The organism is Aliihoeflea sp. 2WW, from assembly GCF_000497755.1.
In the GTDB taxonomy this organism is placed as follows: Bacteria; Pseudomonadota; Alphaproteobacteria; order Rhizobiales; family Rhizobiaceae; genus Aliihoeflea.
In genome coordinates, this window is record NZ_AYOD01000029.1 from 1 (window position 1) to 15446 (window position 15446).

A 15446-nucleotide genomic window follows, 5' to 3' on the forward strand; every position below is an offset into this window, starting at 1 on the left:
ATGCCCTCCCTCCCCCTTGTGGGGAGGGATAAAGGGTGGGGGTCGCCTTCGCAAAAACCTCTACAGCGCGATGTCGTAGGTCAGCCACTCCGTCCGCTTCGCCAGCCGGTCGTAAGCGGCGCGGGCGCGGTAGTTGTCGTCTTTGGTGATCCAGCGGATGACGGTCCAGCCGCGACTGCGGCCTTCATCGGAGATTGCGGCGATCAACGTTTGCGCGGCGCCGGAGCCGCGTACTTCCGGATCGACGAAGAGATCGTCGAGGAAGCCGCCGCGCGTGGCCGAGAGTGGGCGGGTGAACTGGCGGAAATGGGCGAGGCCGACGATGCGGCCGGTCTCGTCGGCGGCGAGGAAGCCCTGCTCCTCCTCGTCGGGCGATTGCAGCCAGCCCCAGACGCGGTCGCGCATCTCGGCGGTCTGCTCGACCTTGTAGAATTGCGCGTAGGCGGCGTAGAGGCGGTCCCAGTCGTCGCGGTGCTGCGGTTCGGGCCGGATGATGGTGACTGCCAAGGCGGATTCCTTCTTCAAGATCAGGACGCGCGCCTCAGGCCGCCGGCCGGCTCGCGCACGAGTTCAGCCCAGCGTCGCACGAGGTAGTTGTGCTCGTCCATGGTCGTGTTCCAGAGCGCGATATGCGAGGCGCGGCTCCAGTAGGAACCGCCTGAGCGGACTGCGCCGAGCTGGATCGCGGGCTTGCCTTCGGGGTCGGCGAGGACGCGGCGCGCAGGCTTGCCCTCGTACCAGTAGTCCCATTCTTCCGGCTCGAGATGGTCGCGCACCGGCTCGGTGACCGACATGTAATAGCCCTGGCGCGCGACGACGGCGCCGGGCCAGCCGGACAGCGACCAGTTGAGATAGGCATAGGCCTGGTCGAGCCGGTGGCCGGTGAGGTGCCGGGCGAGGCACAGCCCGCCGTGCCAGGCGCGGTAGCCCTCGACGGGGACGGCCTGCCGGATGCGCAGGTGCCGGCTCTTCAGCGCCACGGCGCTCGGGCTCCACATCGACCCGGCCCAGACGTGGCCGCTTTCCATCAAGGCGGTCGCCTCGGGCGCGGTGCGCCAGAAGGTGTGGAAATGGCCTTTGCGTTTCAGGGCAAGCGCGAAATCGAGCAACTGGTCGATCTCGTCGACGGTCATGTTGCCGAGTTCCTTGAACGCCATCTTGCGCGCGGCGCGGAAGGCGAGCGCGAGGTCGAAGATGCCGATCGCCGGCTCGTCGACGATGGAGACGTGGCCGCGCCAGCGCGGGTTCAGGAGCTCGGCCCAGGAATGGACGTCACGGTCGGTGTCGATGCCGGTCGCGGTTTCGTTGATGCCGAAGGAATCGAAATTGTGGACCGTCGGCAGCATCGAGAGATAGGGCGTCGGCACGGAGGACAGCGTGTTGTCCTGCTGCACGTAGAGCCGCGTGACGGGCGCATCGCCGAAGCCGAGGGGGGCTGCGGCGTTGATGCAGCCCTTCTTGGTCAGATCGTTGACGCGCGGCCACAGATCGATGCGGTCGATCTCGATCGGCTTGATGGCTCGCCAGTGCCAGACGATATCGAGATTGTGGAAACACTGGTCGTAGATGTCGTAGCGATCGGGCTCGGTGGCGGCGAGGCGCTGCGCGGTGACGAAGTCGTGCTGCTCGAAGGCGAGCTCGAAACCGAGATCGCGCTGGGCGCGGGCCTGCAACTGGCGGAACGGCGTGATCTCGGTGCACAGCACGCGCAAGGTCTGCGGCGTGGCGATGTGGACGGCCGGCGCCGCGATGGCTTCATGGTCCTCAAGGGTCATCCGGTCTCCTATCGCGGGGTTGCACCTTCGAGGCAACCGCTTGCGCGATGCGACAGCACTTTTTCCGACAGCCTGTTGAACACATGGAACGAGGCTTCGATCCGCGCCGGGTCGAGATCGTCGACGATGAAGACGATGCGCGACTGCCGGCTCGCATCCGGCCAGCCGCTCATGTGGACCGGCGCATGGACGAGGCGCTGGACGCCGTGGACCGCGACGGGCCGGTCCTCGCCGGCGACGTTGAGAATGCCCTTGACGCGGAAGATGCGGTCGCCGTGGCGGTTCAGTAGCATGGTGAGCCAGACGCCGAATGCGGTCCAGTCGACGGGGCCATCGACGGTGATGGCGAAGGAGCGGATTTTCGCGTCGGCTGTGTCGTGGTGGTGATGGTGATGATGGTCGTGGTCGTGCGCCACATGGTCTTCCCAGCCCTCGGTGCGCAGAGCGGTGCTCGATGCTATGAAGTCGCCCGAGGCGGCGTCAGTGGCGATGACCTGGCGCGCGGTGGGGTTGAGGCGCGCGAGCGCGGCGCGCAGGTCGGCGGTACGGGCCTCGTCGGCGAGGTCGGTCTTGGTGATGACGACGACATCGGCCGCGCCGATCTGGCGAACGGCTTCGAGACGGTCGGCAAGCTGCTTCTGGCCGTTCACGGCGTCGACCGTGGTCACGACATTGGCGATGGAGAAATGGCTGCGCAGGACGGGGTGCGACTGGATCGTGGAGAGCGCGGGGAATGGATCGGCGAGGCCGGTCGTCTCGATGACGACGCGGTCGAACCAAGGGATTTCACCGCGCGCGCGCTGCGAATGAAGGCCGAGCAGTGCGTCGGCGATCTCGCCGCGCACGGTGCAGCAGATGCAGCCCGACTTCATCAGGACGACATTGTCGTCGATGCGGTCGAGGAGGTGATGGTCGAGCCCGACTTCGCCGAACTCGTTGATGAGGACGGCGGCGCTGGCCATGGCCGGGTCGGTGAGGAGGCGCTGGAGGAGCGTCGTCTTGCCCGAGCCGAGAAAGCCGGTGAGAAGGTTGATCGGCGTGGCATCCTTCATGACAACGCCTTCAACTGCTCCAGATAGACTGGATCGAGCGGATCGAATTCGCGGCCGGCCATCGCCTCGGCCTCGGGCCATAGATGGGCGAGGCTGTCGAAGATCTGCGTGCGGCCGGTCGGGTTCGACAGGACGTAGGACGTGCCCTGCCATTCGGAGACGCTGATGCGGCGCGGCGAAAGGACGGCGTTGGCGAACTTCATCCGGTCAGCCGCCTCGCGCCGCCGCGAGAGCCGGTCGGTGTTGCGCGTGTAGACGCCTGGACGAGCGACGGCGCTCGTCCAGTGGTCGTCGCATCCCAATATGCCGCACAGCGAGCACATGACCGGCTCCTCCCGTTGGCGCCTATTTCTTGCGTGGATGGCGCTTGGCGAAATCGTCGGCCATCTCGTTCATGGTGACGAAGCGCACGCCCTCGTGGCCCTTGATGTATTCGTAGAGGCGTTCGAGCATCAGCAGCACCTGCGGGCGACCGGACACATCCGGATGGATGGTGATCGGGAAGACGGCGTAGTCCATCTCGCGATAGACCCAGTCGAACTGGTCGCGCCACATCTCCTCGATATGCCGCGGATTGACGAAGCCGTGGCTGTTGGGCGCCTTCTTGATGAACATCATCGGCGGGAGATCATCGAGATACCAGTTCGCCGGGATCTCGATCAGGTCGGTTTCCTCGCCGCGCGTCAGCGGCTGCATCCAGTCGGAGGGCTTGGCGGAGTAGTCGATCTTGGTCCACTTGTCGCCGACGCGCACATAGTAAGGCGTGAAGTCGTTGTGCATCAGCGAGTGGTCGTACTTGATACCCTTCTTCAAAAGCAGCTCGTTGGTGACGTTGGAGAACTCCCACCACGGCGCGACATAGCCGGTCGGCCGCTGTCCCGAGAGCTTGGTGATCAGCTCGATACATTTATCGAGAACCTGCTCCTCCTGCTCCGGCGTCATCGCGATCGGGTTCTCGTGGCTGTAGCCATGGATGCCGATCTCGTGACCGGCATCGGCGACGGCCTTCATCTCGTCCCAGAAGGTCTCGGCCGAGTGACCGGGGATGAACCAGGTCGTCTTGATGCCCCAGCGTTCGAACATCTTCAAAAGGCGGGGCGAACCGACCTCGCCGGCGAACATCCCGCGCGAGATGTCGTCGGGCGAATCCTCGCCGCCGTATGAGCCTAGCCACCCCGCCACGGCATCGACGTCGATGCCGAAGCCGACCAGAATTTCCTTAGCCATTGCCGATCTCCCTTGGATTGATTGAGCGTTTTGCGTTCATCCCCTGGCGACCAGGGTGACGTTTTCGGATGGACAGTCGACCGTGACTGCGTCGCCCACGGCAAGCTGCATCAGGTCGCGATTGTCGGTGCTGGTCTCGACGTCGACGCGCTGGCGCCCATCGAGGTCGATCTGAAAATGCTGGACGCTGCCGACCGCGTGGCGCATCGCGATCGTACCGTTGAGACGGTTTTCGGCAGGCAGGGCGTCGGCGGCGCCGCGCCGTGAAATCCGCATCGCCTCGGCCGGGATCGCGACCAGCACGCCCTCGCCCGTACGAACGGTCTCGGCAGGCCGGCCGCGCATGCGCCCGAAGGCGGTATCGACCGCGCCGATGCCGTCGGCAATGGAAAGGTTCTGGCCCTCGATGATGGCGTTGGAGCCGATGAAGCGGGCGACGAATTCGGTCTTCGGATTGGCATAGACCTCGTGCGGCGTGCCGATCTGCTCGACCCGGCCGCGATTCATCACGACGATGCGGTCGGACAGGCCGAGCGCCTCGGACTGGGCATGGGTGACGAAGACGAAGGTGATGCCGAGTTCGCGTTGCAGGAGCTTCAGCTCGTTCTGGATGACGCGGCGCAGATTGGCGTCGAGCGCGCCGAGCGGCTCGTCCAGAAGCAGGATGTCGGGTTCGACGACGAGGCCGCGCGCGAGCGCGATGCGCTGGCGCTGGCCGCCGGAGAGCTTGTCGGCCTTGCGGTCGGCGAACGGCGTCAGGCCGAACATGTCCATGATGCGGTCGACCTTGCCGTCCTTCTCGGTCCTGGACAGGTGTTTGACGTCGAGGCCGAAACCGATGTTCTGGCGCACGCTCATATGCGGGAAGAGCGCGTAGTTCTGGAAGATCATCGAGGTCGGGCGGCGTTCCGGCGGGATCGACGAGACGTTCTTGCCCTTGATCAGGATGTCGCCATTGGTGATCTCCTCGAAGCCGGCGATCATGCGCAACGTCGTCGACTTGCCGCAGCCGGATGGCCCCAGAAAGGCGACGAACTCGCCCTTGCCGACGCGAAGATCGAAATCGGCGACCGCGACGGTGCCGTCCGAATAGGTCTTGCCGACGCCATTGAGTTCGAGATCGTACATGCCCGATTTCCGATGCGACTTTGGATGAGGAGGCCCCGCGCGCCGGGCGATCCGGCGCGCGGGAAAGCGAAATCAGGCGTTGAGGAACTCGTCCCAGCGCTGGATCAGATAGTCGTATTCGTCCGGCCACTGGTGCCAGTAGGCGACGTTGGCCGAACGCTCCTCGAGCGAACCGCCGTCGCGCAGATCGCCCTCGTTGATGCCGCGATCCGCAGCGCCGACCCAAGGCTTGCCCTCGTACCAGAAGGCGTATTTGTCCGGGTCCATCGCTTCCTTGATGTTGGTCGACGGCGAGTAATAGCCCTGTTCCGTCACGGCGATGGCCGGCGGGCCGGAGAGCCAGTAATTGGCATAGGCGATGACGGCTTCGCGGTTGGGCGAGCCGGCGATCAGCGAGGGACCGATGGTCCAGCCGCGGGTGCCTTCCTTCGGCGTCGCGTATTTCGCCGGGCGCCCCTGCGCCTTGACCGCCATCACGGCCGGCTGCCAGGCGTCGGAGACGACCATCTCGCCGGACGCCATCAGGTTGACCAGCTCGCCGAAATCGCCCCACAGCGCGCGGAACTGGCCGCCCTTCTTCTTGGAGATGAGGAAGGCGGTCGCCTCGTCGATCTCCTCGACGGTCGGGTTGCCGGGGTTCTTGGCTTCCAGTTCGCCGAGCGTGTTGAGCGCGATGATGGCCTGGCCGAAGGCGATCAGCGGATCGACGTTGAGGCCCGACTTGCCCTTCCACTTGTCGTCGAAGAGGGCGGTCCAGCTATTGGCTTCCTCGTCGCTGACGACATCGGGATTGTAGCCGATGGAATCGAAATTATAGACGGCGGGAACCATGTAGAGCTCGGTCTGGCCCTCGTCGGCCCAGATCTGGCCGACGATCTGCGCCTTGCGCTCCCACTTGTCGTTCTCGGTGGTGAAGGTATCGCGGATCGAGTTCCAGTTGGGGATTTGGGCGACCGGGATCGGCTCGACATTGTTGGTGGCGATGACGGCCGGCAGGCGCTCGGCGATCACCTCCCAGCAATCATAGTCGCCCGCGCCCGACAGGATGCGCGTCTGCGCGTCGGGGAAGGTCGAGGCGGTGCCGGTCGCGGTGCCGACGCCGCTCTCCTGCTTGAAGGAATCGAGGATGCGGTCCTGCACGGTGACCGAAAGCCCGATCGTGCGAAGCTGCTGGTCGGCGAGCGACTGCGCGTAGGCCTGCTGGCGGATGAACGGCGCGAACCCGCCCATGGCCAGCGCCATGGCCCCCGCGCCTCCCTTCAGCATCGTGCGTCTGTTCAACATTGGATGCTTTCTCATCTGACTGTTCCCTTTGTTTTCATTGCCCATTTTCAGTAGCGCCCCACCAGGAGGCCTCCATCAACCGCGATCACCTGACCCGTCAGGTAGCGTGCCGCGGAGGAAGCGAGAAAATGAATGACGTCGGCGATGTCGTCCGGCTCGCCGAGCCGGCCCATCGGGATGAAGGCAGCCGCTTTCTCGGCGCCCTCCGGCCCGAGCGAGTGCTTCTCCGACAAAAGCTGCGCGGTGCGGATGTAGCCGGGCGCGACGCCGTTGACGCGGATGCCCTCCCCCGCAAGCTCGACGGCAAGGCCGCGCACGAGACCGACGACGCCAGCCTTGGCGGCGGAATAGTGGACGTGTTCGTCCCAGCCATAGGCGACGCCCATGATCGAGGAGAGGCAGACGATGGCGCCGGATTTATTCGCGCGCATCGACGGCAAAGCGGGACGGATGACGCGGATCATGCCCTTCAAATCGATGTCGAAGGTCTCATCCCACTTGGCGTCGGTGAGGTCGGCGAGCGGGACGCGGTGCGCGATGCCGGCATTGGCGACGATGACGTCGACCCCGCCGCGCTCCGCATCGATGCGGGCGACGAGCGCTTCGGCTTCGTCGGTCGAGCGTACGTCCAGCCGGGTGTATTCGGCTGAGCCGCCGGATGCCTTGATCTCGTCGGCGACCGCCTGACCTTCCTTCTCGAGAACGTCCGTCACCACGACATGATCGCCCGTGCGCGCGAAGGCGAGCGCGGCGGCGCGGCCGATGCCGATGCCGCCTCCGGTGACGAGGATGGTGCGCGGGGTGGCTGGCTTGGTCATGCGGATTCTTTCCTGGCTCTCAAAGCATCACGTCGCCGGAATTCGGCCCGAGCGTCTGGCCGACGAACAGCGCGCCGTCGGGCGAGGCGAGGAAGGCGACGGCTCCGGCCACCTCATGCGTCTCGCCGAAGCGGCCGAGCGGCAATTCGGCCGCCTTGGCTTTCTTCCAGTCGTCGGAAAGTGCCTCGACCAGCGGCGTGTTGATCGGGCCGGGCGCGATCGCGTTGACGCGCACGCCTTTCTTCGCGACCTCGCGGGCGAGCGACTTGGTCATCGCGATGATCGCGCCCTTGGCGCCGGCATAGTGGACGAGCTCGACGCCGCCGACCTGGCCGAGCTGCGAGGCGACGTTGACGATGACGCCCTCGCCCGCTTCGAGCATCGACGGCAGCACCGCCTGGCACATCAGGAACGTGCCGCGCACATGGACGGCGAACATGCGCTCGAACTCGGCGAGCGAGATGTCAAGGAATGCGGCCTGATGGCCGTGGCCGGCATTGTTGACGAGAAGCGCGACCGGACCGAGACGCGACGTGACGTCGGCGACCAGCCCGGTCACGGCTGCCGGATCGGAGATGTCGGCGGGAAATGCCTCGGCCGTGCCCCCGGCCTTTGCGATCGCATCGACGGTCTTCGCGCAGGCCTCGGGTTTCAGGTCATTGACGGCGACCCGATAGCCCTCGGCGGCGAGCCGCGTTGCGATGCCCGCGCCGATGCCCGATCCGGCGCCGGTGACGAGTGCGGTCTTGCCGCTCATGCCTCCGCCTCCTGACCCTTGAAGGCCTGGCCCTTGCGCACGGCGCGCAGCATCAGGAGCGCGTAGATGGCAAGGAGCGTGAAGGAGAACAGCGTCGTCAGGACGCCGAAGGCGAAGATGTTCGGATAGATCTCGACCGAGAACGTGCCGTAGATCGTCAGCGGCAGCGTCAGCTCGCGACCCGAGGTGAAGAGCGTGCGCGAGAACTCGTCATAGGAAAGCGTGAACGAGAACAGCATCGCCGAGAGCACGCCGGGGAAGATCATCGGGAAGGTCACTCGCCGGAAGGTCTGCGCCGGCGAGACGCCGAGCGACAGCGACGCTTCCTCCACGCTGCGGTCGAAGCGGTTCAAGATCGCCAGCATGACGAGGAAGGCGAAAGGGAAGGTGTAGACGACGTGCAGTACGAAGGCCGTGCCCCACCAGGCGCGCGCCACGCCGGCCATGTTGGAGAACAGCGCCATGCCGAGACCGACGAGCACGCCCGGCACGATCATGCCGAGAATGACGAGGTAGAAGACGATTCCCGAGCCCTTGAAGCGCGTGCGAAACCCCTGCGCCGTCATGACGCCGAGCACCGTCGAGACGATCGTGGTCATGAAGGCGAGCGTGAGCGAACGCAACAGGGCGTCGCCGATGGGAAGCTGCGTGATGCGGCCGGGCGGGGTGAGGCCGAGAAGGTGCTGGTACCAGTAGGTCGACCATTCGATGATCGGGAACTGCGGCCCGCCACCGGCACCCTGGAACGACAGGATCGCGAGCACGATCATCGGGCCGTAGAGGAACAGGATGAAGGCGGCGCAGTAGACGGCGAGGACGGGTTTCAGGACGCGCGATTCCATCGGCCTACATCTCCTTCCTGAGATTGACCACGCGCAGCATGACCGTGATGACGATGGCGATGATGATGGTCAAGATGACGCCGGCAACCGAGGCGAAGGCCCATTTGAGCGAGCCGACCTGGCTGACGATGATGTTGCCGAGAAGGTTGACCTTGCGGCCCGACAGCGAGGCGGCGGTGGCGAATTCGCCGAGCACCATGACCGAGACGAAGATTGCGCCGACGACGACGCCAGGCAAGGAAAGCGGCAGGATGATCTTGAAGAAGATCCTGCCGAAGCCCGCGCCGAGATCACGCGCGGCCTCGATGATCGATGGGTCGATGCGCGACAGCATGAAGGTGATCGGCCCGACCATGAAGACGCAGTAGATCTGCGTCATGCCGACGAGAACGGCGAACTCGGAAAAGAGCAGCGTCGTCAGCGGCGTGTCGATGATGCCGAGATTGATCAGGATCATGTTGATCGCGCCCTCGGTGCCCAGCATCGGCCGCCAGGCGATGACGCGGATCAGGAACGAGGTCCAGAACGGGATGACGCAGATGACGAGAAGCGCCGTCTGAAGCGTCTGGTTGCGCACGAAAAGGCCGATGAAGAGCGCGACCGGATAGCCGATCAGGAGCGTCGAGACGAGCACGATCGCCCAGATGCGAACCGTGGTCCATGTGGCCGACAGATAGGTCGAGCTCGACAGGAAGCGCTGCCAGCTCTCGATGGTGAGCGTCGGCTCGACGGTGAAGGTGGTCTGCGTCCAGAACGAGACGTAGACGACCATCACGAGCGGCAGCACCATGAAGAGCGTCATCCAGGCAATGCCCGGCGTGACGAGGAAGAGCGCGCGCCGGCGCTCCTCGCGCTCGCGCTTTTGCGCCGGCGAGGAACTGCCCTGGCTTTCGGCAAAGCCGGAGGCGGCAGGCCTGTTGTCGGCGATTTCCATCAGGCGGCCCTTTCGAAGAACGGAACGATCTCGGCCGGATCGAAGGCGAGGCTGTAGACCTCGTCCTTGGCGTAGGTTTCGGGCACCGGGCCGGAGAGGTGCGAGACGACCTGGACGAGCTGGCCGTCCTCGGTGCGGAAGAAGGAGAGGACGCTCGAGCCAGTGAATTCGCTGGTGATGAAGCGTGCGCGCAGCACGGCGTCGCCGGCCGTATCCGCCGGGCGCACGCTGATGCGGTCGAAGCGCAGCGCGACCTCGACCGGCGTGCCGTCGCGCGCCGAGGACGGCGCGGGCAGCGGGAATGCGGCGGCGGGCGAGCGGAAACGGCCGCCCTCCATCGTGCCGGAGAGGATGTTGTAGGCGTTGAGATGGCGCGCGACATCGGCGCTGCGCGGCGCGGAGAAGAGCGTCGAAGCGGGCGCGAACTGGGCGATCGTGCCGCGCGATAGGACGGCGACGATGTCGCCCATCAAGAGCGCCTCCGTCTCGCTGCCGGTGACATGCAGGAACGTCACCTTCAGGCGCTGGCGGATGTGGCGCAGCTCGTCGCACATGCGCTCGCGCAGGTTCGCGTCGAGCGCGCCGAGCGGCTCGTCGAGAAGCACGATGCGCGGCTCGGTGACGAGCGTGCGGGCAAGCGCGACGCGCTGGCGCTGGCCGCCGGAAATGGCCGAGACCTTGCGCGAGGCAAGACCCTCGAGGCCGACGAGGCGGATGATGTCGTTGACCCGGTGCGCGACTTCGCCGGCGTCGGTGATCGGCGCATGTTCGCGGTAGCGCAGGCCATAGGCGATGTTGTCGCCGACGCTCAGATGCGGGAAGAGCGCGAAATTCTGGAACACGAAGCCGATGTCGCGGCGATGCGGGGGCACGCCGTCGAGGCGCTTGTCATCGAGCGTGACGGTGCCGGCATCCGGCTCCTCGAAGCCGGCGATGATGCGCAGGAGCGTTGTCTTGCCGCTGCCGCTCGCGCCGAGGACGGAGACATAGCTGTCGGCCGGCACGGCGACGCTCAGCCGGTCGAGCGCGACCGTCTCGCCATATCGCCGCGATACCGAATTCAGTGCCAGCATCGGCAAACTCCCCGAGCGTTCCCACGCTTTCTAAATTGATTATGTATACAAACACATTTACATTGGCTCTCGCAAGAGCCGATATCGTGTTTTTTTGACGTTCGGGAAATGCCGGCACACAAGCGCGTGAAGCCCCACCATGCGCTGATACGCAGGCGTTCGGGCCAGACTGCACGGTCAAATTGCAGCCTGCTCACAGGTTGGGCGCAATCTGGCCGGATGCGCTCAAAAAATGATCTTCGTGTACGTTACTAAATCACGTTAGCCAATTTCCCGATTGAACCGGGTCGCAACTGTCTCCAAAAGCGAGGCGTATCGAGATGAGCCGGAGCGAGATGATTCCCCCCAAGGCGCCAGGCCGGGCACCGCTGTTCCTGACGGCGGCCGACACCATCCGCGTGAACATCGAGACCGGCCGGCTGGACCGGGGCCAGGTGCTGCTCGAAGGCCCCCTCGCCGAGCGGCTGAAGATCTCGCGCAGCTCGGTCAAGCGCGCGCTCGGCCTGCTCGAGGAGGAAGGCGCGATCCGTCGCTTCGACGGGCGCGGCTATGTCGTCGGCCCGCCCGACGACGACACGGCGCCGATCCGCAGCGATTTGAAATCCATCCATCTGGTCGTCGACGAGGCGCATGACGAAACCCTCAACCGGCCGAACTGGAAACGGATTCACGACCAGGTCGAGGCCGACGTGTCGGCCTGCCTCGTCTTCGGCCAGTTCCGCATCGTGGAAAGCGACCTGGCCGCCCATTTCGACGTGAGCCGCACGGTCATCCGCGACGTGCTGGGGCGGCTGCAGGAGCGCGGGCTCGTCACCAAGAGCTCGACCTCGCGCTGGATCGTGGCGCCGCTGACGGCGCAATCGATCAAGAACAAGTTCGAGCTGCGCATCATCCTCGAAGTCGCCGCGCTACGCTCGGCCGCACCATTCATCGACCGGATCGCGCTGGAGCGCATCTGCCGGTCCATGGCCGCGGCCGAGGCGGAAGGACGGCTGGTGCGGCCCGACACCTGGTTCCGCCTCGTCAATGAATTCGTCGATCTGGCCATCCTGTCCACTCCCAACGAGGATCTGCGTCAACTCATCTCGGCCAACATGAAGACGCTGCAGGCCTCGCAGAACGCCCTGTTCGGCCTCGGGCTCTTCGGCGATGCGCTCGCCATCCGCGAAATCCGGATGATCGGCGAACTCATCATCGTCGGCTCGACCGCCTCGGCGGCCGAAATGCTCGAAAGCCATCTGTCGAAGTCGCGCGACCGCACGATCGCGCAACTCAAGCTCGTCGCCGTGCTGCCGCAGCCCGGCCATATCGCGCCCTATCTGATCCCCGCTTAGCCCAGATGGGCGCGCAGTTTGTCGAGCCGCGCCGCCTCCTCGTGCCGGGCCTGCATCGCGTCTTCCATCGTCACGCGCCGGAAGCGTGACGGCGTGTTGGGCTGCAACTGGCCGATCAGGTCCATGTCGGCCGAGATGACCGTTCCGATCATGAAGTAGCCGCCGCCCGACACCGCGTCGCGGTGGAGGATGATCGGCTCGGTGCCGCCCGGCACCTGCACGGAGCCATAGGGATAGCAACTGTCGACGATATTGGACGGATCGGAGCCCGCTCCGAAGGGCTGCTCGCGCTCGACGAATTCGAGCGGCGTGCCGCCCTTGAAGCGATAGCCCATGCGGTCGGCCTCCGGCGCGACCTTCCACTCCTCGTCGAAGAAGCGATCGAGCGAGCTTTTGGTGACGCGGTGGTCGTAGAGACCGGGAACGATGCGCAGTTCGACCGGCATCGCCGACTTGCGGCGAAGGTTTTCGGGCACGCTCGCGCCGTTCACCGCTTTGCGCGCCTTGCCGACCGGCAGTTCGTCGCCGGCCGCGATGGCCCTCCCCTTGAAGCCGCCGAGCGCGCCGATCGGATAGGTCGAGCGGCTGCCGAGCGCCACCGGCACGTCGATGCCGCCAGCGATCGCGATATAGATGCGCGCGCCGGATTTGAGATAGTCGAAGGAGAGCGTCTGCCCGGCCTTGACGGGAATGGCGCTCCAGCCCGGCTGCTCCTGCCCGTCGATGCGAACCGGCATCTCTGCGCCGGTGACGGCGACGACGCTGTCCTGCGTGAATTCGAGCTTCGGCCCGACGAAGACGGCTTCGAGCCCCGCCGCGCCCTCATCATTGCCGACGAGAAGGTTCGCGGCGCGCATCGCGTAGGAATCCATCGCGCCGGAGGTCGGGATACCCAGATGGAAATAGCCGGGCCGACCAAGGTCCTGAACGCTGGTCAGGAGGCCCGGATTGATGACCTTAACCGCCATTGATCATGCCCTCCAGCTTGGCGTTGTAGCCGCGAATGTCGGCGTTGAAGGCGCGCAGGTCAAAACTGACGTCCCTGATCTTCGGCCGGAAACTGTTGTTGGCGACGGCCTCGACCGTGCGGTCGTACTCAACCCGGTCGATCGGCCTGAACTTCACGATGTCGCCCGGCCGGAAGAAGACCATGAAGTCGGAGAGGTAGCTGGTCTTCTGGTCCGGATCGAAGATCGGCATCGGGGTGATGCCGAACATCTGGTAGCCGCCGGCGCCGCGCACCGAATAGATGCAGGAAAAGCAGCCGCCATAGCCGACGGTGAGCTTGGGCGTGTCGGTGCGCGGGCGCAGATATTTCGGCACCTGGATCTGCCGCTCGCGCTCGACCATCTGGAACATGAAGGGCAGGCCGGCGACGAAGCCGACCATCGACACGAACCAGGGCGAGCCGGAATGTGCGCCGATGAACGCCTCGACGCTGTCATAACCGTTGATGCGCGCGGCATATTCGAGATCGCTCGACTTCGGATCCTGATGGCGCTCGCGAAAGCGCATCAAGGTCTCGTGCGTCCAAGGGTCCTGGTAGAAGACGGGGATCTCGATGATGCGCGTCTCGATCACCGGATCGGAATGCTCGGCAAGGCTCTCGATCGACTTGACCTCGTCGAGCAGCGCTTGCGGCGACACGATGTCGGGGTCGAACTTCACCTGGAAGGACGCGTTGGCCGGACAGATTTCGGTGACGCCGGCGATCTTGCGCTCGGCGATGATGCGCGTCATCGACAGGCTCTTGAAGAAGGCGTCGAGGGACATCTCCTCGTCCACCTCGACGAACAGGTGCTCGTCGCCGCCGAATGTGTAGCGTGTCTTCATTGAGCATGCTCCGCTTTGGTCGTTTCGGGTCGCAAGGGATTGCCGGCGAGCCAGGGCTCCAGCCATTTCGTATCGAACCGGCCGGCGCGCACGTCGGCGTTCTGCGCAAGCGCGGCGTGGAGCGGCACGGTCGTCTTGATGCCGCCGATCTCGAGCTTCGAGAGTGCCTCGCCCATCCGCGCGATGGCCGATGCGCGGTCGGGCGCGTGGACGATCATCTTGCCGAGGAGGGAATCGTAGAATGGCGGGACCGTATAGCCCTCATAGAGCATCGTATCGAAGCGGGTGCCATCGCCCTCCGGCACGGACAGCCGGTCGACAGTGCCCGGGTTGGGCATGAAATTCGCCGCCGGGTCTTCGGCATTGATGCGGCATTCGATGGCGTGGCCGTTGATCGCGACGTCCTGCTGCCGGATCGAGAGCGGCGCGCCGCCTGCGATCTTGATCATCTCGGCGACGAGGTCGATGCCGGTAATCATCTCGGTGACGGGATGCTCGACCTGGATGCGGGTGTTGACCTCGATGAAGTAGAAGTCGTGCGTGTCGCCGTCATAAAGATATTCGACCGTGCCGGCGCCCTTGTAGCCGACCTGCTTTCCGAGCGCGACGGCGCTTGCCGTCAGCTTCTCGCGGATTTCGGGCGACAGGCCGAAAGCGGGCGCTTCTTCCCAGACCTTCTGGCGGCGGCGTTGGAGCGAGCATTCGCGCTCGAAGCAATGGATGACATCGGTCCCGTCGCCGAGAATCTGCACCTCGACATGACGCGCCTTGGTGATGACCTTCTCGATGTAGAGCCCGCCATCGCCGAACGCTGCCGCGGCTTCGGAAGCGGCCTGCGGGAACTGCTTTTCGAACTCGGCGAACGAGTCGACGATGCGGATGCCGCGCCCACCGCCGCCGGCCGCCGCCTTGATCATGATCGGAAAGCCGATCTCTTCAACCAGCGCTCGCGCCTCGTCCATATCGGCGACGCGGCCGTCGCTGCCCGGCACAGTCGGCACGCCTGCCTCCTTCGCCACCTTGCGCGCGGCGACCTTGTCGCCGAGCAGGCGGATGGCGGCGGCATCGGGTCCGACGAAGATCATGCCGGCATCGACGACGGCTTGGGCGAAATCCGCGTTCTCGGCCAGAAAGCCGTAGCCCGGATGGATGGCGTCGACGCCCTTTTGCCTAGCTGCCGCGATGATCGCCTCGATGTTCAGATAGGACTTCGCCGCAGGTGGCGGGCCGATCAGGACACTGTCGTCGGCCATGCGCACGGCCAGCGATTCCGCGTCTGCCGCGCTGTGCGCCTGCACCGCGCGGATGCCGAGCGACTGCGCGGCGCGCACGATGCGCACGGCAATCTCGCCGCGATTGGCAATCAGGAGGGAGCGGATCGCCATGCCG

Annotated in this window: 16 protein-coding genes; 1 reads left to right on the forward strand and 15 read right to left on the reverse strand. The window is 65.3% G+C overall.

Annotated features, from left to right (window positions below):
* Positions 1 to 60: 60 nt before the first annotated feature.
* The 12 genes from ALII_RS0113355 to ALII_RS0113410 all read right to left on the reverse strand — a co-directional run bounded on the left by ALII_RS0113355 (position 61) and on the right by ALII_RS0113410 (position 10890).
* On the reverse strand, positions 61 to 507 hold the full coding sequence (locus tag ALII_RS0113355) for a GNAT family N-acetyltransferase (protein WP_024587810.1): 447 nt from the start codon (positions 505 to 507) through the stop codon (positions 61 to 63).
* Between the two features lie 20 nt (positions 508 to 527).
* The gene (locus tag ALII_RS0113360) at positions 528 to 1775 is read right to left on the reverse strand and encodes an extracellular solute-binding protein (protein WP_024587811.1); all 1248 of its coding nucleotides are present in this window, start codon (positions 1773 to 1775) and stop codon (positions 528 to 530) included.
* Between the two features lie 8 nt (positions 1776 to 1783).
* Positions 1784 to 2827: a GTP-binding protein gene (locus ALII_RS0113365; protein ID WP_024587812.1), complete on the reverse strand. Its 1044-nt coding sequence runs from the start codon at positions 2825 to 2827 to the stop codon at positions 1784 to 1786.
* Entirely contained in the window at positions 2824 to 3150 is a 327-nt protein-coding gene (locus tag ALII_RS0113370; RefSeq protein ID WP_024587813.1) for a hypothetical protein, read from the reverse strand. The genes ALII_RS0113365 and ALII_RS0113370 overlap by 4 nt, the downstream gene beginning before the upstream one ends.
* 22 nt (positions 3151 to 3172) lie before the next feature.
* On the reverse strand, positions 3173 to 4054 hold the full coding sequence (locus ALII_RS0113375; RefSeq protein WP_024587814.1) for a polysaccharide deacetylase: 882 nt from the start codon (positions 4052 to 4054) through the stop codon (positions 3173 to 3175).
* Between the two features lie 36 nt (positions 4055 to 4090).
* Complete coding sequence (locus ALII_RS0113380; protein ID WP_024587815.1) at positions 4091 to 5182, reverse strand: ABC transporter ATP-binding protein; 1092 nt, start codon at positions 5180 to 5182, stop codon at positions 4091 to 4093.
* Positions 5183 to 5254: 72 nt separating this feature from the next.
* Positions 5255 to 6481, reverse strand: coding sequence for an extracellular solute-binding protein (locus tag ALII_RS0113385; protein WP_024587816.1), 1227 nt, complete (start codon positions 6479 to 6481; stop codon positions 5255 to 5257).
* Positions 6482 to 6513: 32 nt separating this feature from the next.
* Complete coding sequence (locus tag ALII_RS0113390; RefSeq protein ID WP_024587817.1) at positions 6514 to 7284, reverse strand: SDR family NAD(P)-dependent oxidoreductase; 771 nt, start codon at positions 7282 to 7284, stop codon at positions 6514 to 6516.
* Between the two features lie 19 nt (positions 7285 to 7303).
* Positions 7304 to 8041 (reverse strand): glucose 1-dehydrogenase, encoded by a 738-nt coding sequence (locus ALII_RS0113395; protein WP_024587818.1) that lies wholly within the window; start codon positions 8039 to 8041, stop codon positions 7304 to 7306.
* On the reverse strand, positions 8038 to 8883 hold the full coding sequence (locus tag ALII_RS0113400; protein ID WP_024587819.1) for an ABC transporter permease: 846 nt from the start codon (positions 8881 to 8883) through the stop codon (positions 8038 to 8040). Before ALII_RS0113400 ends, ALII_RS0113395 begins: the two co-directional genes overlap by 4 nt.
* A 4-nt stretch (positions 8884 to 8887) precedes the next feature.
* Positions 8888 to 9817, reverse strand: coding sequence for an ABC transporter permease (locus ALII_RS0113405; RefSeq protein WP_024587820.1), 930 nt, complete (start codon positions 9815 to 9817; stop codon positions 8888 to 8890).
* Complete coding sequence (locus tag ALII_RS0113410) at positions 9817 to 10890, reverse strand: ABC transporter ATP-binding protein (RefSeq protein WP_024587821.1); 1074 nt, start codon at positions 10888 to 10890, stop codon at positions 9817 to 9819. Before ALII_RS0113410 ends, ALII_RS0113405 begins: the two co-directional genes overlap by 1 nt.
* Before the next feature lie 335 nt (positions 10891 to 11225).
* On the opposite strand from ALII_RS0113410, the gene ALII_RS0113415 reads away from it, so the two are divergent.
* Positions 11226 to 12224, forward strand: a complete 999-nt coding sequence (locus ALII_RS0113415) for a GntR family transcriptional regulator (protein WP_051375892.1) — start codon at positions 11226 to 11228, stop codon at positions 12222 to 12224.
* Here the strand turns inward: ALII_RS0113415 and ALII_RS0113420 are convergent.
* Genes ALII_RS0113420 through ALII_RS0113430 form a run of 3 tightly spaced genes read right to left on the reverse strand, consistent with a single transcriptional unit; the run spans position 12221 to position 15442 of the window.
* Positions 12221 to 13192, reverse strand: coding sequence for a biotin-dependent carboxyltransferase family protein (locus tag ALII_RS0113420; RefSeq protein WP_024587823.1), 972 nt, complete (start codon positions 13190 to 13192; stop codon positions 12221 to 12223). The two genes, ALII_RS0113415 and ALII_RS0113420, sit on opposite strands and share 4 nt — an antisense overlap.
* Complete coding sequence (locus ALII_RS0113425; RefSeq protein ID WP_024587824.1) at positions 13182 to 14057, reverse strand: allophanate hydrolase subunit 1; 876 nt, start codon at positions 14055 to 14057, stop codon at positions 13182 to 13184. The genes ALII_RS0113420 and ALII_RS0113425 overlap by 11 nt, the downstream gene beginning before the upstream one ends.
* On the reverse strand, positions 14054 to 15442 hold the full coding sequence (locus tag ALII_RS0113430; RefSeq protein ID WP_024587825.1) for an acetyl-CoA carboxylase biotin carboxylase subunit: 1389 nt from the start codon (positions 15440 to 15442) through the stop codon (positions 14054 to 14056). The genes ALII_RS0113425 and ALII_RS0113430 overlap by 4 nt, the downstream gene beginning before the upstream one ends.
* Positions 15443 to 15446 lie beyond the last annotated feature (4 nt).